The sequence below is a fragment of the Thiomicrorhabdus hydrogeniphila genome (genome assembly GCF_054656895.1).
The window spans coordinates 581,738-607,254 of record NZ_BAAHXL010000001.1 but is presented as its reverse complement, the minus strand read 5'-3'; the positions used below and the strand labels follow the sequence as shown (position 1 = coordinate 607,254).

At 38.4% G+C, this 25,517-nt stretch carries 23 protein-coding genes; 10 read left to right on the top strand and 13 right to left on the bottom strand.

Going from position 1 to position 25,517, the window contains the following annotated elements; translation table 11 throughout:
* Positions 1-102: 102 nt before the first annotated feature.
* Positions 103-1,650, top strand: a complete 1,548-nt coding sequence (gene ppx, locus ACYQ0E_RS02525) for an exopolyphosphatase (RefSeq protein ID WP_460186681.1) — start codon at positions 103-105, stop codon at positions 1,648-1,650.
* A gap of 93 nt (positions 1,651-1,743) precedes the next feature.
* Here the strand turns inward: ppx and ACYQ0E_RS02520 are convergent, their stop codons facing one another.
* Together ACYQ0E_RS02520 and ACYQ0E_RS02515 are read right to left on the bottom strand one after the other, a co-directional pair.
* Positions 1,744-2,841 carry a flavodoxin domain-containing protein gene (locus ACYQ0E_RS02520; RefSeq protein ID WP_460186680.1) on the bottom strand — a complete coding sequence of 366 codons (1,098 nt, stop codon included), beginning with the start codon at positions 2,839-2,841 and terminating at the stop codon, positions 1,744-1,746.
* Between the two features lie 315 nt (positions 2,842-3,156).
* Positions 3,157-3,651, bottom strand: a complete 495-nt coding sequence (locus tag ACYQ0E_RS02515) for a hypothetical protein (protein WP_460186679.1) — start codon at positions 3,649-3,651, stop codon at positions 3,157-3,159.
* A 201-nt stretch (positions 3,652-3,852) separates the two neighbouring features.
* On the opposite strand from ACYQ0E_RS02515, the gene nfo reads away from it, so the two are divergent.
* The 4 genes from nfo (at position 3,853) to ACYQ0E_RS02495 (ending at position 6,894) form a co-directional block, all read left to right on the top strand.
* Positions 3,853-4,692 (top strand): deoxyribonuclease IV, encoded by an 840-nt coding sequence (gene nfo / locus ACYQ0E_RS02510; protein ID WP_460186678.1) that lies wholly within the window; start codon positions 3,853-3,855, stop codon positions 4,690-4,692.
* A gap of 87 nt (positions 4,693-4,779) precedes the next feature.
* Positions 4,780-5,424, top strand: a complete 645-nt coding sequence (pyrE, locus tag ACYQ0E_RS02505; protein ID WP_460186677.1) for an orotate phosphoribosyltransferase — start codon at positions 4,780-4,782, stop codon at positions 5,422-5,424.
* A gap of 88 nt (positions 5,425-5,512) precedes the next feature.
* The gene (locus ACYQ0E_RS02500) at positions 5,513-6,025 is read left to right on the top strand and encodes a SixA phosphatase family protein (RefSeq protein WP_460186676.1); all 513 of its coding nucleotides are present in this window, start codon (positions 5,513-5,515) and stop codon (positions 6,023-6,025) included.
* Positions 6,026-6,249: 224 nt separating this feature from the next.
* Positions 6,250-6,894 carry an OmpA family protein gene (locus ACYQ0E_RS02495; RefSeq protein WP_460186675.1) on the top strand — a complete coding sequence of 215 codons (645 nt, stop codon included), beginning with the start codon at positions 6,250-6,252 and terminating at the stop codon, positions 6,892-6,894.
* A 209-nt stretch (positions 6,895-7,103) separates the two neighbouring features.
* Here ACYQ0E_RS02495 and ACYQ0E_RS02490 read toward each other — a convergent pair whose 3' ends face one another.
* The 4 genes from ACYQ0E_RS02490 to ACYQ0E_RS02475 all read right to left on the bottom strand — a co-directional run bounded on the left by ACYQ0E_RS02490 (position 7,104) and on the right by ACYQ0E_RS02475 (position 10,556).
* Positions 7,104-7,868, bottom strand: a complete 765-nt coding sequence (locus tag ACYQ0E_RS02490) for a sulfite exporter TauE/SafE family protein (RefSeq protein ID WP_460186674.1) — start codon at positions 7,866-7,868, stop codon at positions 7,104-7,106.
* Positions 7,869-7,990: 122 nt separating this feature from the next.
* Positions 7,991-8,803, bottom strand: a complete 813-nt coding sequence (locus ACYQ0E_RS02485) for a mechanosensitive ion channel family protein (protein ID WP_460188688.1) — start codon at positions 8,801-8,803, stop codon at positions 7,991-7,993.
* 340 nt (positions 8,804-9,143) lie between these two features.
* A complete protein-coding gene (gene argB / locus ACYQ0E_RS02480; protein ID WP_460186673.1) occupies positions 9,144-10,058 on the bottom strand; it encodes an acetylglutamate kinase in 915 nt (304 codons plus the stop codon).
* A gap of 12 nt (positions 10,059-10,070) precedes the next feature.
* A complete protein-coding gene (locus ACYQ0E_RS02475) occupies positions 10,071-10,556 on the bottom strand; it encodes a YajQ family cyclic di-GMP-binding protein (RefSeq protein ID WP_460186672.1) in 486 nt (161 codons plus the stop codon).
* A gap of 217 nt (positions 10,557-10,773) precedes the next feature.
* On the opposite strand from ACYQ0E_RS02475, the gene ACYQ0E_RS02470 reads away from it, so the two are divergent.
* On the top strand, positions 10,774-11,982 hold the full coding sequence (locus tag ACYQ0E_RS02470; RefSeq protein WP_460186671.1) for an aminotransferase class I/II-fold pyridoxal phosphate-dependent enzyme: 1,209 nt from the start codon (positions 10,774-10,776) through the stop codon (positions 11,980-11,982).
* 100 nt (positions 11,983-12,082) lie between these two features.
* Here the strand turns inward: ACYQ0E_RS02470 and dut are convergent, their stop codons facing one another.
* Entirely contained in the window at positions 12,083-12,544 is a 462-nt protein-coding gene (gene dut, locus ACYQ0E_RS02465) for a dUTP diphosphatase (RefSeq protein WP_460186670.1), read from the bottom strand.
* 169 nt (positions 12,545-12,713) lie between these two features.
* On the opposite strand from dut, the gene trhA reads away from it, so the two are divergent.
* From trhA to ACYQ0E_RS02445, 4 genes are all read left to right on the top strand, one after another.
* Positions 12,714-13,385, top strand: coding sequence for a PAQR family membrane homeostasis protein TrhA (trhA, locus tag ACYQ0E_RS02460; RefSeq protein WP_460186669.1), 672 nt, complete (start codon positions 12,714-12,716; stop codon positions 13,383-13,385).
* A gap of 24 nt (positions 13,386-13,409) precedes the next feature.
* Entirely contained in the window at positions 13,410-14,738 is a 1,329-nt protein-coding gene (locus ACYQ0E_RS02455) for an MFS transporter (protein ID WP_460186668.1), read from the top strand.
* 144 nt (positions 14,739-14,882) lie between these two features.
* Positions 14,883-16,223, top strand: a complete 1,341-nt coding sequence (locus ACYQ0E_RS02450; protein ID WP_460186667.1) for an alanine/glycine:cation symporter family protein — start codon at positions 14,883-14,885, stop codon at positions 16,221-16,223.
* A gap of 272 nt (positions 16,224-16,495) precedes the next feature.
* Entirely contained in the window at positions 16,496-17,872 is a 1,377-nt protein-coding gene (locus ACYQ0E_RS02445) for an L-serine ammonia-lyase (RefSeq protein ID WP_460186666.1), read from the top strand.
* Positions 17,873-18,059: 187 nt separating this feature from the next.
* Here ACYQ0E_RS02445 and betT read toward each other — a convergent pair whose 3' ends face one another.
* From betT to ACYQ0E_RS02415, 6 genes are all read right to left on the bottom strand, one after another.
* Positions 18,060-20,042: a choline BCCT transporter BetT gene (betT, locus tag ACYQ0E_RS02440; protein WP_460186665.1), complete on the bottom strand. Its 1,983-nt coding sequence runs from the start codon at positions 20,040-20,042 to the stop codon at positions 18,060-18,062.
* A gap of 146 nt (positions 20,043-20,188) precedes the next feature.
* The gene (locus ACYQ0E_RS02435) at positions 20,189-21,310 is read right to left on the bottom strand and encodes a hypothetical protein (protein WP_460186664.1); all 1,122 of its coding nucleotides are present in this window, start codon (positions 21,308-21,310) and stop codon (positions 20,189-20,191) included.
* Between the two features lie 153 nt (positions 21,311-21,463).
* On the bottom strand, positions 21,464-22,675 hold the full coding sequence (gene coaBC, locus ACYQ0E_RS02430; protein ID WP_460186663.1) for a bifunctional phosphopantothenoylcysteine decarboxylase/phosphopantothenate--cysteine ligase CoaBC: 1,212 nt from the start codon (positions 22,673-22,675) through the stop codon (positions 21,464-21,466).
* 246 nt (positions 22,676-22,921) lie between these two features.
* Complete coding sequence (locus tag ACYQ0E_RS02425) at positions 22,922-24,226, bottom strand: FAD-dependent oxidoreductase (RefSeq protein WP_460186662.1); 1,305 nt, start codon at positions 24,224-24,226, stop codon at positions 22,922-22,924.
* A 2-nt stretch (positions 24,227-24,228) separates the two neighbouring features.
* Positions 24,229-24,600 (bottom strand): c-type cytochrome, encoded by a 372-nt coding sequence (locus ACYQ0E_RS02420; protein ID WP_460186661.1) that lies wholly within the window; start codon positions 24,598-24,600, stop codon positions 24,229-24,231.
* A gap of 374 nt (positions 24,601-24,974) precedes the next feature.
* Positions 24,975-25,514: a cytochrome b gene (locus ACYQ0E_RS02415; RefSeq protein WP_460186660.1), complete on the bottom strand. Its 540-nt coding sequence runs from the start codon at positions 25,512-25,514 to the stop codon at positions 24,975-24,977.
* Positions 25,515-25,517 lie beyond the last annotated feature (3 nt).

Genomic DNA, 25,517 nt, shown 5'->3' with positions numbered 1-25,517 from the left:
TTCTCTCCGTTTAATGTGGTTACACAGGACATGGACGAGTAAAAACGGTAAACTAACGCAAAATTATGACACCAAAGATTTACTCAGAGCAAAGCTTACAGCTTGCATGCATACCAAATTCAATACATTGAACCTAATATGACAGATAAAACGCCCACCTCAAACGATAACCTATTTGCTGCAATAGACTTAGGTTCTAATAGTTTTCACATGATTGTTGCCCGCGAAGTTCATGGGCAAATGCAAGTTATCGATAAACACAAAGAAATGGTTCGGTTACGTTCTAGCTTAGATAAAAACGGAAAGCTCACCGAAAAAGCGTTTGAAGAAGGCATTGCTTGCCTTGAACGATTTGGTCAACTCATTAAAGATATCCCTAAAGAAAACATACGAGCAGTAGGTACAAATACCTTACGCAACGCCCGTAATAGTCGTGAATTTTTAAAACAAGCCCGAGAAGCGCTAGGCCACAGTATTCAAATTATTGCTGGTCAAGAAGAAGCCCGCCTAATATACCTTGGTGTAGCACATGCATTAGCCAATAGTGAAGAGCAACGTTTAGTTATGGATATTGGTGGTGGTAGCACCGAATACATAATTGGTCAGCAATTTGAAAACAGTCACTTAACAAGCACAGAAATGGGCTGTGTTAGCATTACACAAACCTATTTCCCTAAAGGTAAAGTCACTGAAGAAAACTTTAATTTAGCGGTCGCTAAATGCCGCCAAATACTGCGTCCACACCGCCGAACTCTGCGTAAAAAAGGCTGGGATATTGCTATTGGCGCATCAGGCACCATTAAATCAATAGGCACTATTTTAGAAATTAACAGTTGGTCAGAATCGGGCATTACCTTGCAAGGTATGTTTGATTTAAGTAAGGCGCTCATTAAAGAAGGTTCTGCTCAAGCAAAAATTGCAGGGTTAAAAGAAGAACGTCGTCCAGTATTGATTGGCGGTTTAGCAATTTTAATGGCCACCTTTATTGAGCTAAATATCGAACATATGCAGGTGTCACAAAATGCCTTGCGTGAAGGTTTAGTGTTTGACACACTTGGACGTTTAAATTCAGAAGATGTGCGTGAAACCAGTGTTGTCGCTATGCAAAAATGGATGAAAGTAGATATTGAACAAGCTGATATGGTTGCTAAAACCGCCAAATCGCTCTTTAAACAAAGCCATAATCTTTGGCGACTGCATTCAGATGACTACGATTTAAGACGCCTTTTAAAATGGGCTTGCCGTTTACATGAAATAGGCATTGCAATCAGTTTTAAACGAGCACGTCATCATGGTGCCTACATTATTGCACAAGCAGATATGGCTGGGTTTAACCAACAAGAAAAAATGATTATGAGTTCTTTGGTTTTAAATCAACGGGGTAAATATTCAACTGAAAGTCATGAAGAACTGGATGATAACATTGCTGCTGTAATGCCTTATTTAACCGTTCTTATGCGTTTATCCGTACGAATTCACCGTGGTCGTGATTTAGAACATGTTGATCCAACTCTCGTTATTTCAGAAGACGACACATTATGTTTAGAGTTTGAAGATAAGTGGTTAGATGAGCACCCTTTAACTCGTTTAGATTTAGAGTCTGAAGCCAAACATTTAGCACGTTTTGGTTTTACTCTATCCTTTACCTAAAAACAAAAAAGCAATTTACCAGGCCTGGTAAATTGCTTTTAGTCTAGACGTACTTTTGTGTAAATACATAAAACACAATAACGTAAATTAATGCTAATACACATCCATTTGCAAACGCTTTTGCTTTCTTAATTGATGCCAATAGCTATCTGCTGTTTCAGCATCAAAACCACCAAACTCTGCAAATATCTCAAGCAAAGTCAGCTTAACCGACTCAGCCATTGTTGTTTGACTGCCACAAATATATAAATGCGCACCTTCATTAATTAAACGCCAAACCATCTCTTTGTTTTGTTTAATTCTATCTTGCACATAAATTTTTTCAGTTTGATCTCGTGAAAACGCATAATAAGTTTGCAATACACCTTGATTTTGCCATGCCTCTAGTTGGTTGCAAAGCAGACAATTGGTTGCTTGATAGGTTTCACCAAAAAATAAAACATTAACGCCATTATTTTCTGACTCTACAGCTTGTTTTGATCTTTGCTCCATAAAACCGATAAATGGCGCTAAACCAGCCCCTGAACCAATCATAATAATAGGTGTAGAGATTTTTTGCGGTAATTTAAATGTAGGGTTAGATTTAAATTCCACCTCTAACTCTTGACCCTCCTTAACATCTGCCAACATACTGCTAGCTACGCCAAAACGCTGTCTTCCATTTGTTTGATAGACTACTTTTCGATATAAAAGTGATACGGTGTTATTTTTATCGGGAGCAGAAGCAATAGAGTAATAACGAGGTGCTAAAGGCGAAAGTAAAGCCAAAAAATCAACACCCATCTTTTGTAATTGCGGAAACAATTCTAATAAATCAACAATATCTTTACCGTAAACATACTTTATCATTGCATGACGATCTTGCCATTCATCAAAACCAAACTGCCTTTGCAGTTTATTTAAAATGGCTGGATTTATTTGCGTTAACTCTAAGTGAAATTCTAGTGCTTCGCTAACCGTTACTAGCCCTGCTCGTCTAAGTTCAATGCTTTCACGCCCTGTTAATTCCAATAAATTAAGAACGCTATACACCATATCACCGTGATTTTTAGCTCTAACCGTCAACCAATCACCTGGCGCATAAGTATGCTGTGCATCCATATTTTTAGGCAGTTTAAAGGTTAGATAATAAACCTCTTTATCTATAGAATCAGGTGTAATACAAGCGTTTTGGGCGACTGAAATAAGCATAAAAATAAGAATCTTTAAGAATGATATATTTATATTTTAGCATGCTATTTATCAAGACATAAATAACGTCAGAGTCAACAATATTGGCAATAAATACATCTGCCAATAAACAGTAACTATTTGTTAATTCATAAGAGAAAGTTTAAAAAAATCAAAACAATAAAAGTGAATCAGAAATCATTCATCATAAATTAAACCTTATAAGAACAAGCCATAACGTGCAAATTTGAGCTAAATTCAATCCGTCATTCGCCAAAATTTCAACACTATGTAATCCGTAATAAGACTTTCGTTTTTACTTAAAAAGGCGGTGATTTAACGTAAGCTTTCCATTAACATCGTCACCCACGGTGCTGTTACTATAATCGTTACTGCCGACATTAAGCCTGCCATTAAACCAATACCAATTTGTGGTACTAAATTATTTTGTTTAATTTCTACGGCAGCCATTTGACGTTCTACTGAGGCAAAAAGATCAACCTGTCGTTTTAATAAAGAGTTCAAAGTTTTGATTTGTTTAAAAAGCAATTGCTGCTCTTTTTCAATGGTTAAACGTGATTTTTTAGATTGTTCATCCAGAGTTTTCATTTGATTCGCTAGCTGGCCAATGGAAGCATCCATTTGCTTAACCAAACTTTCTATGGCGGTTTTATCTTCTTTTAACCAATCAAAATCGGGGGTAATCATGTCAGACATATCTATATCATCAAATTTATCTTGCCCGTTAGCCGTACGTTTTCTACGCATCGCTTGTTCAAGCAAAACACTTTTTGAACCTAGAGGTTCAACCTGTCTTAAATCAATGGCCATAATTTATCCTTGGTGTCGTTGCGATATCGTTCGTTAAGAAACCTAACGTTGATCGTCATTATTTTGTCGATTGGTATCTCTACCACTCTTTTTAAGAATTTAATGCATAAAATGTGCCAACTAAGTCACAGATTTATTTTATTTGTTAAAATCGCCACATAATAGAAATTAACACCAAGAAATAACAAAGGTAATTGCATTATGAAATACATTGGCGCACACGTTTCAGCCGCAGGTGGAGTAGAAAACGCCCCAATTAGAGCCCATGAAATTGGAGCCACGGCATTTGCTTTGTTTACTAAAAACCAGCGACAATGGGTAGCAAAACCGCTCACTGAAAAAAGCATTGATGCCTTTAAAGAAAACTGTGAAAAATACCATTATGGTGTCAATCAAATTTTACCGCATGACAGCTATCTAATTAATTTAGGGCATCCCGATTTAGACAAGCGTCAAAAATCATTAGATGCCTTTATTGATGAATTAGAACGTTGTCAACAACTTGGCATTAATCGCCTTAACTTTCATCCCGGCAGTCATTTGCGTGAAATTTCTGAAGAGCAGTGTATGGATTATATTGCCGAATCGATTAACTTTGCTTTAGATCAAACGCAAAGCGTAATTGCCGTATTAGAAAACACCGCAGGGCAAGGCTCTAATCTAGGTTACAAGCACGAACAGCTTGCCTATATTATTGATAAAGTGGAAGATAAGTCACGGATTGGTGTCTGTATTGATACCTGCCATGCTTATGCCGCCGGCTATGATTTAAAAAATGATTACACAGGTGTTATGGCTGATTTTGAATCCGTGGTGGGCTTTGAATATTTAAAAGGCATGCACCTTAATGATTCTAAAGCCAAGCTAGGTCAAAAACTTGACCGTCACCACAGCTTAGGAGAAGGCGAAATTGGCTGGCCTATGTTTAAACAGCTTATGCAAGACACTCGCATTGACAATATCCCTATGACATTAGAAACCATTAATCCAGAAATATGGAGTGAAGAAATTAAACAACTTAAAGCCTGGTTACCAAAGTAATATTTTACGGTTTATTAAGATAGAACTTGCTACATAGAAAATGAATGGAGTAAGATAATCTTTCATTCATCAAAAAAACACTGCTCAATGAACAAAAACCAATTTATTGAATTCGTAATGCAAACTGGCGTTTTAAAACTCGGCGAATTCACCCTTAAATCTGGACGTATTAGTCCTTACTTTTTTAACGCTGGCTTATTTAATACTGGCGGCCAACTATCTCAACTAGCAAAAGGTTATGCAGGTGCTATTGCGCAATCTGGTTTTGATTTTGACGTACTATTTGGCCCAGCTTATAAAGGGATTCCTTTAGCCGCAACCACCAGCGTATCATTGGCCAATGATTTTAATATTGATAAACCTTATGCGTTTAACCGTAAAGAAGCCAAAGATCATGGTGAAGGCGGTAATATTGTGGGCCATGCCTTAGAAGGTAATGTGCTTATTATTGACGATGTAATTACCGCTGGTACCGCCATTCGTGAAGCAATGGATATTATTACTGCAAACGGGGCAAAACCCGCTGGCGTTGTGATTGCACTTGATCGTATGGAAAAAGGCAAAGGCGAATTATCAGCCATTCAAGAAGTTGAACAAGAATACGGTATTCCTGTTATGAGCATTATTACTCTAAACGACATTATTGATTATTTAGCACAATCTGATGACCCACAAAGTCAACACTATTTAGATGCCATGAAAATATACCGTAGCCAATATGGTATTGGTTAATTCTGGGTTTAATGATCTAGTCATAGGATGATTTTTAAATGGGGTTTAATAAGATTGCAAACAATTCAATCGCTTTGGAGGTATATAAATGGCCAGTAAATTGCGTGAATTAATGTTGCTTAGACATGCTAAATCAGACTGGAAAGATGCAGATTTGGCGGACATAGATAGACCTTTATCTGACAAGGGTAAAAAGAACGCCGCTAAAATGGGGAAATGGCTAAAAGATAAAAACCTCATGCCAGACCTTATTTTAGTTTCCCCCGCCGTCAGAGCTCAACAAACACTAAAGCGTATTTGTAACGAATGTTCTGCCAACGCCATTACGGTAGACTCTTTATACCTAGCTGATCTTGAACAATTACGCCAAGTTTTATCTGATGCACCACAAGCAGAACGCATTATGCTCATTGGTCATAACCCTGGTTTAGAAAAGCTGTTTAATTTGCTTATTCCAAAAACCGACCCTTCCCATGTTCAATTATTCCCTACTTGTGGTTTAGCACATTTAATTTTACCTGGTGACTGGAGCAATATAGAATCTGGAGATGGTAAGCTGCAACAATTTATTACCGCAAAAGACATTAAGAGTACTGTTTAACCCTTATTCAATAAAATCGTTTTTACCTTTGAAAATTCAAAAAAATCACATCAAAAATACTTAATCTGTTGTAAAAATAACACAGATTTTATTTAATGCAGTAAAAACCCCACAATTCCAGTTTGCTCGCTACATATCCCTATGATTAAGTAAATATACATGTTATATTTTATGAGTAAATTAAATTTTATAGCTAAATTTAAAAAAATAATAAGGATATGTTCATGAAAACAAAATTACTTCCTCTGGTTGCGGTTATCGCTATGGCGTCTGCAACAGCTGTTCAAGCCCATTCATCAGTTCCAGAAAAAGGTGACATTATGGCAGAAGGTACTTCTGCATATGTTGTCGATTCTTGGGGTCGTATCGTTCGTGACAACGAAAACCGTTGTGTACGTTCTATTGACTGGTCAAAAGACACTGCTATCGCTAAATGCGAAGGCTGGAAAGAAGAAGCACCAGTTGTAGCTGCTCCTGTTGTAGCTGCTCCAGCTCCAGTCGTTGTTGAAGAAGAAGTTGTTGTAGTTGAAACACCTGCTGCACCAGCTAAATACATTGGTCACTTTGATTTTGATAAAGCAAAAGTTGATAACGTTCCAGAACTAAACACGTTTGCTAACTACATGAAAGAAGTTGATGGTAGCAAGGTTTCTATTACTGGTTACACAGACAGTACTGGTCCTGAAGCTTATAACCAAACACTTTCTGTTAAACGTGCTCAAGACGTAGCTGATTACCTATCTTCAATGGGTATCTCTGCTGACCGTATGATGGTTTCTGGTGGTGGTGAGTCTAACCCAGTTGCTAGCAACAAAACAAAAGCTGGTCGTGCTGAAAACCGTCGTGTTGAAGTTGAGATTGTTCAGTAATTTACTGATCTGTTAGTCTGAACTAAACGAACAAGCTTTACTAAAAATACCTGCACTCATTTGAGTTGCAGGTATTTTTTTGTCTAAAAGAAATGATTACTAAAATCAAACATCTCTTTTAATGCATTTAAAGATTAGAATAAAACAATTTACCAGGCCTGGTAAAACCCAAAGAACAATAAAAAGGTATCTATCTTAACCTTAGCCAATCAGGTGAACGCTTTTATGATTAATGAGATTCCCACCAATACAGTAATGATTTCAAAACTGCGTTTAACTAAACGGTTACCTTTAACAATGGCATAGTGTGCACCCAAATAACCGCCTATAAGCGAACCTAAAATCAGTGCAGGTAACCAACTCCATTCAATATTACCTAAAAATCCTAAGGTAATCGCCCCAGATCCGTTCCAAAATATACCCACTAAAATGAGCGTATAGCCTACCGCGGTTTTGTAGTCTAAACCAAACCAACGCACCAACCATAAAGTAACAAACAAACCTGTTCCAGAGGTTAAAGAGCCATTTAAAGCACCTATAAAAAAGAGTACTAGACCACCAATGACCAGGCCTGATAAATCTCTGTGCTGTATTGCTTCTATTTGCCCTAGCTGTGGTTTAAACCAAGAATACAAACCCAACCCCAAAGTAAGCAAACCCAATAATCCTTGAGAGATTCGATCATCAACTTGCAAAATAATACTCGCACCCAACACAACGCCTGGTAAGCCTGTGGCTAAAATTAGGGCCGAGAATTTCCAATCAAAGCGAGATGATTTTAAATGCCTTGCGGTTGCGCCTAACCCTAAAAACACACTTGCTACTTTATGTGTGGCTAAAGCGGTGCCAAATGGTAAACCTAAAAAAAGTAATGCAGGTAATTGAAGTAAGCCAGCGCCCCCTCCCGCTAAAGCAGAAAACAGGTTGGCGACAAGTGAAATAATAAATAAGATGAGTTGTTGTAATAGATCCATTTGACTATTGTATGCTACAACGCCCTAGTACACTGAATTTAAGGCATAAAAAAACCACTCATAAGAGTGGTTTTTTGTTCTAGCGTTTTAATATTTAAACGCTAGATGACCTAAACAAAAACTTAAGCTTCTGTTTTATGTAGGTGAACATCCATTTGTGGGTAAGGAATCGAGATTCCCGCTTCATCAAATGACATTTTAACTTTTTCGTTCATATCCCACAGTACCGCCCAATAATCACCAGACTTAACCCAAGGACGAACGACAAAATTAACACTGCTATCACCTAGCTCTGATAAAGCAATCACAGGAGCAGGATCTTTTAAAATACGCTCATCTGCGGCCACTAAATCGGCAAGAATTTCTTTTGCTTTACGAATATCGTCGTCGTAACCAATACCAAATACCATATCAACACGACGTGTATCACGTGCTGAGAAGTTGGTAATAGCGCCACCATAGATTCCACCGTTTGGCACAATCACTTCTTTATTATCACCAGTACGCATCGTTGTGCTAAAAATTTGAACCTTTTCAACAACACCCATTACACCACCAGCATCAATAAAGTCGCCGCTTTTAAATGGCTTAAATACTAAAATCATAACGCCCGCTGCAAAGTTTTGCATTGAACCTTGTAATGCTAAACCAATAGCTAAACCGGCTGCGGCAATAAGCGCAACAAGTGAAGAGGTATCTACACCTAATTGATTTAACGACGCAATAATGACAAATAACAACAATACCGCGTTAACAATTGAACCAATAAAGTTAACCAGCATTTCATCAACAGAGTCAGAACGCGTAAGTAGTTTTTTAACCAAATTAACAATAATTTTGACTACCCATTTACCAATTACAAAAATGGCAATCGCTAGTACAACTTTGATCCCCCAAGGAATGGCGTAATCATTTAATAGAATGTCCAAATCCATCATAAATATCCCTCATATTTAAATATTAACCCCTCATTTAGAAATCATATATTTAGAATTGAATGAATCCAATTGTAAATAATCAAGATTTCTAACAGTAGATATGTTCAGTAGATTTTCTTAATACATAACTAAGTAAATTATAACATTGTATAAGGATATACCGAATTATTTTATAATAAGAGGTTTATGTGTTTTTTTAAAATCAAGGCGCTTAGACAGAATAGAGATCTTTTGATTTCTACAGAAATAATTACTGAACAAGACATAATAGAAAATAAAAAACGTTGCTGTAAACAACGTTTTTTTAGTTGGAATAAATGTGTATTACTAAACTTAATTACCGAGAGGTAATTAAAGTACCCACACCTTCATCGGTAAAGACTTCTAACATAACGGCATGTGGTACACGGCCATCAATAATATGTGAGCTTTTAACGCCACTTTGTACGGCATCTAATGCACACTGAATTTTGGGTAACATACCACCATAAATAGTACCATCTGCAATCAAAGCATCAACTTTTTCGGCATTTAACCCCGTCAGTAATTGGCCTTGTTTATCTAGCAAACCTGCTGTATTGGTCAATAACATTAACTTTTCTGCTTGTAAAGCTTCGGCCACTTTACCCGCCACAAAATCGGCATTAATATTATAAGAGCGACCATCTTCACCTACCCCAACAGGGGCGATAATAGGAATAAAGTCATCCTTAATTAACATGTCTAATACTTTGGTATTAATGCGAGAAACTTCACCAACATGACCTAAATCAATAATTTCTGAGGCTTCTAAATCTTCATTAAAAGCTTTCATATCTAATTTACGAGCACGAATTAAATCACCATCTTTACCCGTTAAACCAACGGCATTACCACCATGTTGATGAATTAAATTTACAATTTCTTTGTTTACTGAACCACCCAAAACCATTTCAACAATATCCATAGTTTCAGTATCGGTTACACGCATTCCTTTAATAAATTTAGTTTTTTTGCCCAACTTTTCAAGTAATTCACCAATTTGAGGGCCACCACCGTGAACCACAACCGGGTTCATGCCTACCAGTTTCATTAAAACGATATCACGAGCAAAGCCATTTTTTAAAGACTCTTCTGTCATGGCATTACCGCCATATTTCACAACAATCGTTTTACCTGCAAAACGTTGAATATAGGGTAAAGCTTCAGATAAAACACTGGCAATATTATGGGCTTGTTCTTTGTTTAGGTTCATCGATTTTTGGACTCTCATTGAATGTTGGCCTTAATCTCTAAAATTATTAAATTGTAAAGGCATCTCTAAATCTTCCATGCCTTTTAATAGTTGCATCACTTGTTGTAAATCATCACGTTTTTTACCTGTTACACGCACGCTATCACCTTGATTAGCGGCTTGTACTTTGATTTTTGAGTCTTTAATCGCTTTGATAATTTTTTTCGCTAAAGGGGCATCCAAGCCCTCTTTCATTTCAATAACCTGCTTGGCGGTTTTTAGCTGAACATCAGGATCTTTAACCTCCATACACTTCACATCAATACCACGGCGATTGGCTTTTTGTACCAAAATATCAAACATTTGATCCAACTGAAAATCCGATTGCGTGTTCATAGTCACGGTGGTGCCTTTTACGTCAAAACTAGAATCGGTTCCTTTAAAGTCATAACGGGTTGTCACTTCTTTATTCGCTTGATCTAACGCGTTTTGCAGTTCGTGCTTATCTAATTCTGAAACAATATCAAATGAAGGCATGTTTTCTCCTTATTTTTACCAGGCCTGGTAAAGTGCCAAGCTAGGTATCTTAATGTAATCTTATATAAATTTATGGCGTATTTTACCACTTGCTTTTCCTGGCAAAAAGAATAGATTCTTTTGACTAAACTCTTTTTACTATTCTCTTTTGAGTAATCTGTTTTTACTTAGCGTTTTAGCTTTATAATTTAATGAAATAAATCAAAAGTTTCTTACTATGACAAACACGCACAGTTCAAAATTTTCACCCCAAATTTCTACCCTTTCTGCCGCTATTCAACCGTTTCATGTTATGAAAATATTGGGTGAAGCCAAAGCATTAGAAGCGCAAGGCAAATCGATTATTCATATGGAGATTGGCGAACCTGATTTTGCCTCATTAAACTGCGTGCATGATGCGGCTTATGAGGCCGTTAAAAAAGGTTTTACCCATTACACGCCAACACTCGGTTTGCCAGCATTAAGAGATAAGCTTGCAGACTTTTACAACCACTTTTACCATGCCAAAGTGGCTAGTCAAAACATAATGATTACCCCTGGCTCATCTACTGCATTGCAATTGGTATTAACTGCCATTCTTAATCCAAATGACAAAGTCATTTTATGTGATCCAACCTATCCATGTAATCGCCAATTTGTGCATTTATTACAAGCAGACCTGCTTTCAATCCCTGTTTCACATGAAACCAACTACCAATTAACCTTTGATTTGCTACAACAGCATTGGCAACAGGGTGTTAAGGCGGTTATGGTCGCCTCTCCTGCTAACCCAACAGGCACGATTATTGAGCAGGCAGAACTGGTTAAAATGGCAAATTTTTTAGCCCAAAATAATGCTTATTTTATTGTCGATGAAATTTATCAAGGCCTGGTTTATGATCGCCCAGCTGAAAGTATTTTAAGCAACCCAAACTTGCCTGAGAATGTGATTGTGATTAACTCATTTTCTAAATTTTTTGGTATGACAGGTTGGCGTTTAGGTTGGACGGTTGCCCCAACACATCTCATGCCTATTTTAGATCGCTTGGGGCAAAACCTATTTTTAGCCGCTCCCACGCCATCGCAATATGCGGCACTGCGAGTGCTCGATGCCGATGCTTTGGTACAGCTAGAAAAACGTAGAAGCATTTTTGAACAACGCCGTAATACCTTAACCAAAGCTATGCAAGCGGCGGGCTTTACCTTAAAAAACCAACCACAAGGTGCGTTTTATTTATATTGGGATGTGTCTAGCTTTACAGATAATGCCGCTGACTTTTGCAGTCAATTACTCCAAAAAACAGGTGTCGCTATTACGCCAGGTAAAGATTTTGGTGACTACAAAGCCAATCAACATATTCGTTTGGCTTACACCACGGATGAGTCGCAACTAATTAAAGCGGTAGATAAAATCAAAAACTTTATTGATAACGATTACTCAAACTAGAAATTTAGCCACCATAAGTTCAATATATGTGACAGCCATTATTTAAATTTACCAGGCCTGGTAAATTTAAATAATTATGCCGTTTCTGTTTGTTATATGTTTACTTTGTACCCGTTGATCCAAAACCACCTACGCCACGTTCGGTAGCATCACCAAACTCTTCTACTTGAGTAAAAACAGGTTGAAGCACTGGTACTATCACCATTTGGGCAATGCGTTCACCTACTTCTACTTTATAAGGCGTATCACCACGATTCCAAACCGAAACCATTAAGGGTCCTTGATAGTCTGAATCAATTAAGCCCACTAAATTACCTAAAACAATACCGTGTTTATGTCCTAATCCAGATCGAGGTAAAAGCATTGCTGCTAAGCCAGCATCGTCTAAGTGAATCGCCATACCTGTTGGTATTAAAACGGTTTGTCCTGGCTCAATGGTCATATCGTCTTCAATACAAGCACGTAAATCTAGGCCCGCAGAGCCTTTTGTGCCGTAATGTGGCATTTCAATTTCATTGCCTAAGCGTTTATCTAAAATTTTGTATTCCACTTGAATCGTCATGTATTCTCCTTAAAAACGGTATTACTATTTCAACGTTATTATTTTCTGGCTATTTTACCTGACTCACACTTTTAACAAGCAGCCTTTTTTGGTACTGTTTGGCTTACAGAAAATAATCCTTTAGACTGGCTTTACATTACTGTTAAAAAACAACCACCAAGGAATAGGTATGTTTAAAGTTCACCCTCCCGAAACAGCCCTAAACCGGCTACAAACCTTAGGCGAAGAAATTGCCAATAGCCTAAGTCATGGCTTTGGTTTGCTGGCCATAATCATTGGTACTCCTTTTTTAATTGTTCATGCCGCTCACAGTCCACACACTGGTTATTTGGTGGGCGTTTGTATTTTTACTGCCAGCATGATTTTGCTTTATTTAGGTTCAACCCTGTATCACGCCGTGCCCAATGGTCGGTTAAAAAATGCCTTTCAGGTCGTTGATCATTCTATGATTTTTATTTTAATTGCGGGTACTTACACCCCGTTTACTTTAGGCGTTTTATATGGCGGTTGGGGTTGGACGTTATTTGGTATTACTTGGGGGTTAGCCACCCTTGGCATTTTATTAAAAATATTTGGTGGCGCTATGAATCGGCCTATTTTTGATAATGTTTTGTATTTGGTAATGGGATGGATTATTGTCATTGCCATTGAACCTCTTCTTGCTAACTTATCTAGCATTGGACTGTTTTGGTTGGTAGCCGGAGGTATCTCTTATAGCTTAGGCATCGTGTTTTATCTTACCGATACTCGACTTGCTTACGGTCATTTTTTATGGCATTTATTTGTTTTAGGCGGAAGCATTAGCCATTTTTTTGCTGTTTGGTACGCGATTCCTGCGTAGCCAAAACTCTCACCAGGAAATTAAATGAGTCAACATATAAAAGATTCAGAACCGACATTCATCACTAAAACTTACGAACTTCTAACGGGTGATGAAGATGCTCGTGTTTGTAAAGAGATACCCGAACAATCCTGTCAACATCAACCTCGTAATTTTTTTGGGTATTTAATGGCCAATTTTTTAGGTAAAGTGGCCGATGAATTAGCCAGCGCCAAACTCATTTTACCCTGGTTAATGGGAGCCTTAGGTGCGCCTGGTGTTTTGGTTGGTTTTTTAGTTCCAATACGTGAATCAGGCGTGCTGTTACCCCAATTATTTGTGGCCGCCGCTGTACGCCACAGACCTAAACGTAAATGGGTTTGGTTGTTAGGTGCGGCACTGTCTGGTATGGCATTATTAGCCATGGCATTGACCGCGATTACATTAACCGGAGCCGCTGCGGGCTGGGCACTCATTATTGCATTGGTGGTTTTTAGTTTAGCGCGGGGTTTATGTTCCGTTTCCGCAAAAGATGTACTGGGCAAAACCGTATCTAAGGGACAACGCGGTCTTTTAATGGGTGTAAGTGCAGGTTTAGCAGGCCTGGCAACTTTAGCAGTGGGTCTTTATATAGAATTTTTTAACTCTACACCTCCCGTTAACCTACTTGCCTTACTGCTATTAATTGGTGGCATATTATGGTTTATCGCACTGTTCTTTTTTAACACCATTAACGAACATGATGGTTCAACTCAAGGAGGTGGCAATGCGTTTGCCGTTGCCGTTAAAAGCTTTTCTTTACTCAAAACCGACCGCCCATTTAGACAATATGTGATTGGCCGTATATTGCTATTAAGCAGCGCTTTAGTCCCGCCTTTTTATATTTTATTAGCACAACAATATAGTGCCCAACAACTTACAGGGTTGGGCATGCTCATTATAAGTAGCGGTATTGCCAGTATGCTCAGTGCGCCTATATGGGGTAAGTTAAGTGATTATTCTAGTCGCCTAGTTATGAGTTTAGCCTCTTTAGGCACCGCCGTTATTGGTATTGCTTTATTTATACTGGTTGAAATAAATAGCGAACTGCTAATTCACCCTATTATGCATGCACTCTTTTTCTTTGCCGTTACCATATTTTATGGTGGCGTTAGACTGAGTCGTAAGATCTATTTGGTTGACTTAGCCAATGAACAAACTCGCGCCAGTTATGTTGCGTTAAGTAACACTGTGATTGGCATTGCCATGTTGGCGGGTGGTTTAATTGGGATTTTAGCCGATATTATCTCAATACAATTTGTCATTTTATTTCTCAGCATTATCGCCATTTTAGCCGCAGTATGGAATGCTAAACTGAAGGAAGTAAGCAATTAACCTTGTTAGACGTGTAATCAAACTCTATAAAGAGCAATACAAAATCAATAATAGATTGTAGACAATTTTATATTTTTACTCGACATTACCTCTAAAGCTAGGTAACTTAATGGACACACACAAATTTTAAGGGCACATTGAGTTATGGAAAACATTAACGGCATACTTTCAACCGCAAGTAGTTGGGCTTGGGGCCCTGCTATGCTTATACTTTTATTAGGTACAGGTATTTTCTTAACCATTCGCCTAAAGTTTTTACCACTTCGTCACCTGTTTTATGCTTTTAGTCTTCTTTGGAAAAGCCGAAAATCAAAAGAAGATGGTGACATTACGCCATTTAGTGCCTTAATGACCGCCATGGCGGCTACGGTTGGTACTGGTAATATCGCTGGGGTTGCTGCCGCTCTATTTATCGGTGGCCCTGGGGCTATTTTTTGGATGTGGGTAACAGCCATAGTAGGTATGGCAACCAAATACAGTGAAGCGGTGTTAGCCGTAAATTACCGCGAAATTGATGAAGATGGTCGTCATGTAGGTGGCCCAATGTATTACATTAAAAATGGTATGGGCGAGAAGTGGAAACCACTTGGATTTGCCTTCGCTTTATTTGGAACCATCGCCGCTTTTGGTATTGGTAATATGGTTCAAGCCAATGCTGTTGCAGGCGCAATGGAAAGCGCTTTTCACATAAACAATCAAATCACAGGTTTAGTTTTAATGGTTTTGGTAGGCCTGGTATTATTTGGTGGAATTCAACGTATTGCTAAAACCGCCACGGCATTAGTGCCAATTATGGCACTGTTTTATATTCTGTTTGCTTTATATATTTTAATCACCCATGCTGACGCTTTACCAAACGCATTTAACACCATTGTACAAAGTGCCTTTACAGGTAGCGCCGCTGCGGGTGGTTTTGCTGGTGCAAGTATTATTTTAGCCATTCAATTTGGTGTCGCTCGAGGCATATTTTCAAATGAAGCTGGTTTAGGAACCGCCCCTATTGCCCATGCCGCTGCAAAAACCAAAGACCCGGTACAACAAGGGCACATCGCAATGTTAGGCACATTTATTGACACCATTATTCTTTGCACCATGACCGCCTTAGTGATTATGGTTACAGGTGTTTGGCAAAGTGGAGAAACTGGCTCGCCCTTAACCGCATTAGCCTTTTCAACCGGTTTAGGCTCAGATTTTGGTGCAATAGTGGTTGCTATTGGCTTAGCTATTTTTGCTTTTACTACCTTATTGGGCTGGAGTTACTACGGTGAACGTTGTGCTGAATATGTGGCGGGGGTCAAAGTGATTACAGGCTACCGAGTGTTGTGGGTTATTGCGGTTTTTGCTGGTGCGGCACTCTCAGACTACTTTAATACCGTTTTAATATTGGCTGATATACTGAATGCCTTAATGGCTGTTCCTAACCTCATTGCCTTACTCGTTCTTTCACCCATTATTGTAAAGTTGAGTAGGCAAGCTAAACGTTAAAACACTCCAGCTCTTAGCATGTAGCTATCTAACTTCAATTTAACGTAGCGCCGTTAATAAAATGAACCAACTTTTTGGGGTTACTTCAAACCTGCTTTTTTGCAGGTTTTTTATTTTTAAGCATTTCAATCTCAACGCTATGTCATTGTTATAGAGACTAAATCTCAACTTTACAATAAATTATAGTAACTATAACGCTTTGTTCTACTAAACAGATTTATAACGAGTAGTATAGAAAGTCTATTTATTACTAAAATTGATAAGTTTTTATTATGTTTATTAGCGTTTTTGATATTTTTAAAATTGGTGTAGGCCCTTCTAGTTCACACACTATGGGGCCTATGATTGCGGCTGAAAATTACATTCAACGCGTAAAAGAACAACTGCAACAAAACCCTAATCTAAATATTGCTCGAATTAAATGCACTTTAAAAGGCTCTTTAGCATTCACGGGGCATGGTCATGCTACGGACTCTGCCGTTTTATTGGGTGTTCATGGTTACAAACCAGCTGATTTAATTGATGTTGATATCCCTATTTTATTGGGTCAGTTAAAACAACCTACCTTAATTTCTCGTTTATCAACTCAAGTTGTTTTTGATTTTGAACGCGATATCTTTTTTGATTTTGGTGATCCTTTATTTCAGCATCCAAATGGCATGATTATGGAATGTTTAGATAAAAATAATCAACGCATCGATATGGAGATTTACTTCTCAATTGGTGGAGGATTTATCACCACGATAAATGAAATAAATTCAATCGAAGCACCGATAATCGGGGAACCTGCGCAACTATTCCCATACCCATTTAACAATGCCGAACTCATGTTAACACTCGCGAATGAAAACCAAAAAACCATTGCCGAGATGAAATTAGTAAATGAAAAAAAGCATCTCTCAGAAGCCAAAATTAATAAAAACATTGATGCAATTTGGCAAGCGATGGAACGCTGTGTAGAAAATGGCCTAAATACTGAAGGTATTTTACCTGGTGGCTTAAATGTAAAACGTCGTGCAAAAAACCTTTACCGTCAGCTAAAAAATGAACCTGAAACAGGCAATGTAAATGACTGGCTTTGCGCCTATGCCATGGCAGTAAATGAAGAAAATGCCGCTGGCCACATGGTTGTTACCGCCCCCACAAATGGGGCTGCTGGTGTCATCCCCGCTGTTTTATATTACTTAGTACACCATGAAAAAGGCACCACTGAACAAATTAAAACCTTTTTGCTTACTGCGGCCGCGATTGGCGGTTTAATTAAGCACAATAGTTCAATTTCTGGTGCTGAAGTGGGTTGCCAAGGTGAAGTAGGTTCAGCATCGTCAATGGCGGCAGCGGGTTTATGTGCCGCAAAAGGTGGTACGCCAGAGCAAATTGAACAAGCCGCAGAAATGGCTTTAGAACATCATTTAGGCATGACCTGTGACCCCGTAAAAGGTTTAGTACAAGTACCATGTATTGAACGTAATGGTTTTGGTGCTATAAAAGCCTATACCTCTTCATCTATCGCCTTGCGTGAAAGTGGTGTACATATTATGCCGTTAGATAGTTGTATCGCCGCAATGAAAAAAACAGGCGATGAGATGTCTCACAAATACAAAGAAACCTCTTTAGGCGGTTTAGCAGTAACCTGGGTTGAATGTTAATTAGACATGTATTGAGACCTTTGCCTAAGAACAATGTACTCTCGATACTTAACAAGCTTAGCTAAATCATAAATAATGATTGGAAATCAAGCCAAAAAAAAGCCTCAAGTCACATTTAACTTTGTGACTTGAGGCTTTTTTCATTCACTTCTCATAACGAGTTTTATTTAACTCGCTACTCACACTCTTATCGTAATACGTGTAAGAAATGCATGTGTTTATGGTAGTGATCAATAATGTCATTAATAATCGCGGTTTTTGACCAACCCATCACATCGTAATCTTGACCACCTTCACGTAAGTGAATCTCAGCACGATAATAGTGTGCGCTTTCATCCATTTCTTCTGATGGAACTTCTACTTGTGTGAATTCAGGACGTAAATGTGAACGGCTACGTACTTCATAAATAAAGTCAACCTCTTCACCGTGACGAACAATTAAACGAATACGATCAAGCTCTTTTTCATTTTCAATTTCAACAACTAAATCCTGTTCACCTAATTCTTTCGCTACCTCATTAAATGCCGGACTAACCGTTTTTTGAATATAACGTCCTACCGCTGCACGACTTGGATAATCGACAATATTATGCAAACGTTCTTTCCAACTGTTGTCTCCATTTTCTGTGGGTACAGGTGTGGTATTGGTAAGCAAACTATCGCGTTTGGCAATATCAACCCTTAAGGCTTTAATTAGCCCGTAGGTGGTCATTAATAACACAATCGAAAATGGCATCGCACTGGCAATGGTCATGGTTTGTAACGCAGCTAAACCGCCTACTAACAATAAAATAACCGCAATTAACCCAATACCTATAACCCAGTACATACGTTGCCACATTGGCGTGTCATCACGACCATTTGAACACAACATATTTACCACTAAAGCCCCAGAATCGGCCGAGGTTACAAAGAAAATAACCACCATAACAATAGCGATTCCTGATAACACCTCACCAAACGGAAACTGATTTAAAAAGACAAATAATGCAACAGAAACATCGCTAGAAACTTGAGTACCTAAACTGGCTAAACCTTGGTTTAAAATCATATCAATGGCTGAATTACCAAATACCGTAAACCACATCATACTAAAACCAACGGGGACAAAAAGCACACCAATAACAAACTGGCGAATACTACGACCGCGAGACACTCGAGCAATAAACAAACCAACAAACGGAGCCCAAGCTAACCACCAAGCCCAATAGAATATAGTCCAACCACCAATCCAATCGGTTTTCTTATAAGCGTACAAGTTAAAAGTCGCACTGACAATATCCGATAAATAGGCGCCCGCGTTTTGAATTAGTGCTTGTAATAAAAAGACCGTTGAACCTAGAGCGAGCACCAAAAACATTAATATAACGGCTAAACTCATATTGAGCTCAGACAAGCGGCGAATCCCTTTATCTAAACCTGTGGCAACTGACACAGCAGCTAATGACATGACTGCTACAATTAATAACGTTTGTGACAATGTATCAACTGGCACACCAAACAAATAGTTTAAACCAGTATTCATTTGTAAAACGCCGTAACCTAAAGAGGTGGCAATACCAAACACCGTACCTATAACAGCAAAGATATCTACCGCATGACCAACTGGGCCATATATTTTTTCACCAATTAGCGGATACAAAGCAGAACGTAATGTAAGAGGTAAACCATGTCGATAACTAAAGAAGGCCAGAATTAATGCCACAATAGCGTAAATGGCCCAAGCATGAAGTCCCCAGTGAAAAAAGGTAATTCGCATCGCTTCACGTGCAGCCGCTATAGTGCCGGCATCGCCAACGGGTGGTGCTAAAAAGTGCATTACAGGTTCTGCAACACCAAAAAACATTAAACCAATACCCATACCTGCAGAAAACAGCATAGAAAACCAAGTAATATTAGAATAATCTGGCGTAGCATGGTCTGGCCCTAGCTTAATTTCACCGTAGCGGGACAAACCTAAAAACACAACGGTAATAAAAAGAATAGCAACCGTTAAAATATAAAACCAACCACCATTATCAACCAATATAGCTTGTAAACCCTTAAAAAATTCACCTGCCTGAGTAGGCAAAAATGACGTGTAAACTAACAATAAAACAATAATAGCTGATGCGCTATAAAACACAGGGGGATTTAATTTTGCAGGTTCGATATTTTTGGTTTCACTCATAAAAAATTACCTTTGAGTCTTACATTTTGACTTGAGGGCTTACGCCCCCGTTATAAATTTTGCCTAGATTGACCATTAAAAATAAAGCGTTTAAAAGTTATGGTTTAAGTTCTTTGCATGAATCAAGTTCGTGCAAAGGCCACACTTTAGTAATACCAATCCATAGAAAGGTAAAGCGCTTTAAATTCATAATCATCATTTACTACGTCACCATAACGATCGATATACCCGTTTTGTGTTAAGTATTCAGCATAAATCCAACCTGGGCCATAGTCATAACTGACGCCTGGTGCATAGGCGGCAATCATATTATTGTTATTACCTTTGGTACTAGAATCCGCCCAGGTAGCATCAAGATAGTATCTCCAGTTACCCGTAGTACGACCTACTTCAAAAGCATAACGCATGGTTTTATGTTTACTGGCAATACCATCAACGGCAACCAAATCACTAGGCATTGAACGCTCAGTCTGAATCGCTTCTGCATTGACAAACGTTGGGCCAAATGTCCCTTTATAGTAAATAGCCGCCGCCGTCTGGTCACCGTCTGATTCATTTCTATTATTGAGTTTTGTTAAAGGATTAGAACGCTCGCCAGTTAAATCTTGTAACTGACCCGTTTGCAATGACACGCCCACTGTATGGTTTGGTGTAACCGCCATATTCACGTCGGCAACAAAAGTATTTTTTTTGCTATACGTGGTTGAAGAACCCCAGTGACGGTTGTCGTCGGTGGTATCGGTACTGGTTGCCCACCAGTCATCTTGAAGATAATAGGCTAAGTTATAGTTTAATTTACCTTGCTTGGATTCGAGTTTTAAACCCACATCCATTTGGTCGCCATAGCCTGCTTGATACATATCACCAGGCCAAAAATTGGTGGTTTTCCAACCAAAAGGAACTTGGCTTTTACCAATAATCAGTTTGTAATTATCATTAAAATCAAAACCAATCCAGGCTTTATGTAGTGATATTTCATCACCTGTTGAGTTATTAAAAGTATCTGTAAAAGAACCAGGGCCAACTCGTAATTCGGCCGAATATGACCAATTACCTTGACCTTTTTCAGCCGCACCATCGGCATAAAGAATAACCGCGCCATTTCCAAAATCACCGTTCGCCGTGTAACTATTACCAGGAAGATTATCGTTTTCATTGGCATAGTTATACCAAAGGCCTAATGTTAAATCATTAGAAGCCAAAACTTGATTGGCAAACAGTGCTGATAAAATCCCTGCTGAAACGGAGGAAATATGATTGAACTTCATGAAAACGCTATCCCTAATTTTGATTTATTCTTTTTACCATAACAAATCAAAACTACAGATACAAACCGCAAAACTCTCACTTTTAAGGCTTTGCGCCCTAAAAATTGCCGTTAGGCAGTATGGAAGCGTTATCTAAGAGAAAGTTGGAATATCTTATATATTTTCAGAAATGATGCTTAACAATGCAATCGCTTGTTGAGCTTTAGATGAAGTTGGAAATGTTTGTTGTTGAGATTCTGTTATCACCGTTAACGAATTAACATCAGTTTCAAAACCTTGATTTTTACCTACTTGATTAGCGCAAATCATGTCTAACTTTTTACGCTGTAACTTGTCTTTAGCGTATTCAATCACATTTTGTGTTTCTGCCGCAAATCCAACAATAAAAGGTTTATTTTCTTGTTGAGCCACCCAAGCCACAATGTCTGGATTTTTAACCAACTCAAGCGTCATTTTGTCACTTTCAGCCTGTTTTTTTATTTTTTGCTCAGCAACTTCTGCCACTCTAAAATCGGCCACCGCTGCGGCACTTATAAAACAATCGGCACTTGCATAACTTTGTTGTACAGTCGCAAACATTTGTAAGGCAGAACGCACATCAATTCGTTTAACGTTATTAGGCGTTGCCAACTGAACAGGCCCCGCAATTAATGTCACATTAGCGCCTAATTTAGCGGCAATCTCCGCAATCGCAAAGCCCATTTTTCCTGAACTTCTGTTACCAATAAATCGTACGGGATCAATATCCTCATAGGTTGGTCCTGCGCTAATTAACAATGATTTACCTTGCCAATGTTTTTTTGAATTTTGCCAGTCCTCGTCATCCGCTTGTTGCTGCATTGCCACAGCCATAACGGCATTAAAAATATCTTGCGGTTCAGGCATTCTGCCCTCGCCTACTTCACCACAAGCTTGCTCACCAGAACCGGGTTGTAATAATGTCCAACCTCGCTGTTTTAAAACCGTTACGTTTTCTTGAGTGGCTTGATTGTTCCACATTAAACGGTTCATAGCGGGGGCTAATACAATGGGTTTGTCGGTTGCCAAAACCAAAGTAGTTAACAAATCATCTGCACGCCCCATCCTAAATTTGGCAAGCGTTTCTGCTGAGGTTGGTGCAACCACAATCACATCTGCCCAGCGTGCCAATTCAATGTGACCCATACCCGCTTCTTGATTGGCATCAAATAAACTGTCGCGCACAGGGTTCCCCGACAAGGCTTGAAAAGAGAGTGGTTGAATAAACTCTTTTGCACCCGCCGTCATTACCACTTGCACTTGATGCCCCGCTTTAATAAAAAGCCGAGTCAGTTCTAACGATTTGTAAGCAGCAATGCCGCCTGTAACCCCAATCAGTATTTTCATATTTGTTCAGATTTAAAATAGTAAATTACGTTTATGATACCGAGATTTGCTCTTTATGACTAAATTTCTAAAAATATTAAAAACAAAAAAAGCCAATCCGTCATTTTAACGATTTGGCTTTTTATAATTGCGTGTTCTATATATTTAAAGGCCTAAAGACTTTTGCACGAGATTACAAACAAGTAAAAATGGCTAAAAGTTCAGCCAATCAATACTAATTTTTAAATTTACCAGGCCTGGTAAATCTTAACCAAAGGTATCGGCAAAGAGGTTATTAGCCCATTTCAACATGGGTTTAAGATAAACCTCACTAGGTTCTGGCGCCACATTACTCGCACTCACAACCATTGTTTGTGTGCCTGAATCATACCGCCAAGCTTTACCCGCCCAATTAATTTTGGTTTGGGTCACTGGAGCCGAGCAGCCTACCGTTGTAATTGGTGTGTCATAAGGTAATTGACCTGCCATTATTCTTAAAATAGCATCCGCACAAATTTTTGCTTGCGCATTAGCAGTTTGCCCTCCTTTTACTTGCGCTGTAGCTTGAGAGTCACCAATAACGTAAATATGTTCTTTACCCGATACGGTTGATTCATAAGTCAAAGGATTAATTGGCGCCCAATTATCAACATTTAAACCCGCAGTAAAAATAATAGAACCAGCTTTATGATCTGGGATTAAATTAATCACATCCGCTTCAATAGTTTGATTTACACCACTAGATTGACTAAAAGTAATAGAACGACCATTGCCTTCTGCATCGCCAGAATTAACACTAACCACTTCTATATTAGGGCGATAATCCACACCAAACTCACTATATAAAGCTCGAAACATATCCGCTTCAATAGAAATGTCCGGTTGAGCATCTAAAACAATCACATTTGCTTTTTTATTATTTACTCTTAAATAATCGGCTACCGTACTCGCACGTTCATAAGGTCCAGGAGGACAACGATACGGCAGTTTTGGCACTTTAATAACCAAAGTTCCACCTACTGGAAAATTAACCAGTTGTTGTTGGAAATTAACCAGTTGATCTCTTCCACTCCAAGCGTGCGGTAATTTTGTTTTATCCCAACCTGGTACATCAATAAAATCAATTCCAGGAGCTAGAATTAAATGGTCATAATTCATGGTTGTTACACCATCGGATAAAGTTACAGTTTTAAGAGCTGAATCAACCGCTATCACTTGATCTTTAACAAGGTTTACACCATGAATACCCGTTAAACGACTGTAACCAAAATCTAATTTTTCAACCTCTAATTGACTAGTAACCACCATGCCGCTCAAGATGGGCGAACTAAACTTAGTATTAGGTTCAATCAAAGTCACATTAACTGTATCTTTGCCCCAAATTTTTAAATATTTAGCGGCGGTAGCGCCACCAAAACCGCCCCCCACCACAACAATTTCTGGAACAGCAGCAAAGGCTTTTACACTAGTCAATCCTGATAAGCCCGCCAATACTCCTGCACCCGTTTTGAGTAACTGACGACGAGACCAAATGGCTTGACTGACTTCTAATCTAACGGTTGATTTACTCATTTCTAACCTCCTACCGGGTTGTAATTTATTTTTGAATAGTAGGTTTTTAGTAAATCCACTTCAGCAGAGGTATAAGCCAAAGCATGCATATGCATCAGATTATCAATATATGACAAGTCTTGATAATCTGTCATAGCTGTTCCCACTGAACCCGGTCCATATAAGTCAGGCCAAGATGCTACGGCAACACCAAAAGTTCCATGGCATTGTGCGCATTGTGAAGCTAATAATCTTGCACCGGCGTTTAACCCTGATGCACTTGCATCTAAACTTATTGCACTATAATCAACACCATCAATTGGAAAATAAATACCACTATCACTCATTTCTTCAGAAGATGATGATTCAAAACATCCCGAAATAGATACGGACATAATCAACACGCCTAACAATCTCATAAAATGAATGATGTATTTGCTTGTTCCCTTCATGACTCCCCCTCTTTTTTATTTGTACTCAAAGTTCCATTACATTTCTGACCAGATACGGTAAAAACCTTAATGCACTCATAATATTACACAGAGGAAAAAAACGTCTTCACCCGAAATGATTAACTATTTTTGTATGAATTGAATAGATGATTTAAATCAAGAATTAAACAAAGTTAAAGTACAGAATAGAAAACGTCGTGCCCAAGATTTTGGGTATAAAGGAGTCAATAAGAATTAAAACGGTGAAAGAAAAAGCCTCTTTATTCAGAGGCTTTTAATATTAGATTTGAATTAGAGTAAAAGAGTTAAATTCGCTTTTAAGGCATTATGCGTTTAAGCGTATCGTCTTTTAAAAAGTAATGATGAAACAATGCGGCAACAGCATGCAAGCCAATTAACCAATAACCAATCGTACCAAGGGTTTCATGAATTTCTTTTAATGTGTGTGCTAGGTCTTTGTCAGGATTGATTAGTGCCGGTAAATCAAAGCCATAAAAAGGTGTGACCTTATCGGCACCACTTAAAATCAGCCAACCCAAAATAGGCATAGCAAGCATAAATAGATATAGAACCACTTTCATTGCCTTGGCAATTTTTTGCAAGGTTTTATTTGGCGTTGGTGTTATTTCAGGATTTTTTTGCGGTAACATAATCATTAAACGCGCAATCACTAAAACAAGCACTGTTAAACCTAAACTAAAGTGAATCAACTTCATTAAATCTCTAGCGTCAGTTCCTTTTTCAAATAAGCCCTTAAGCTCTATACTGGCAAAAGTCATGGCAATCACCAAAAACATGAGCCAATGCAACCATATTGATAAAGAACCATAACGTTCATTGTTGTTTAGTAAAGCCATGAA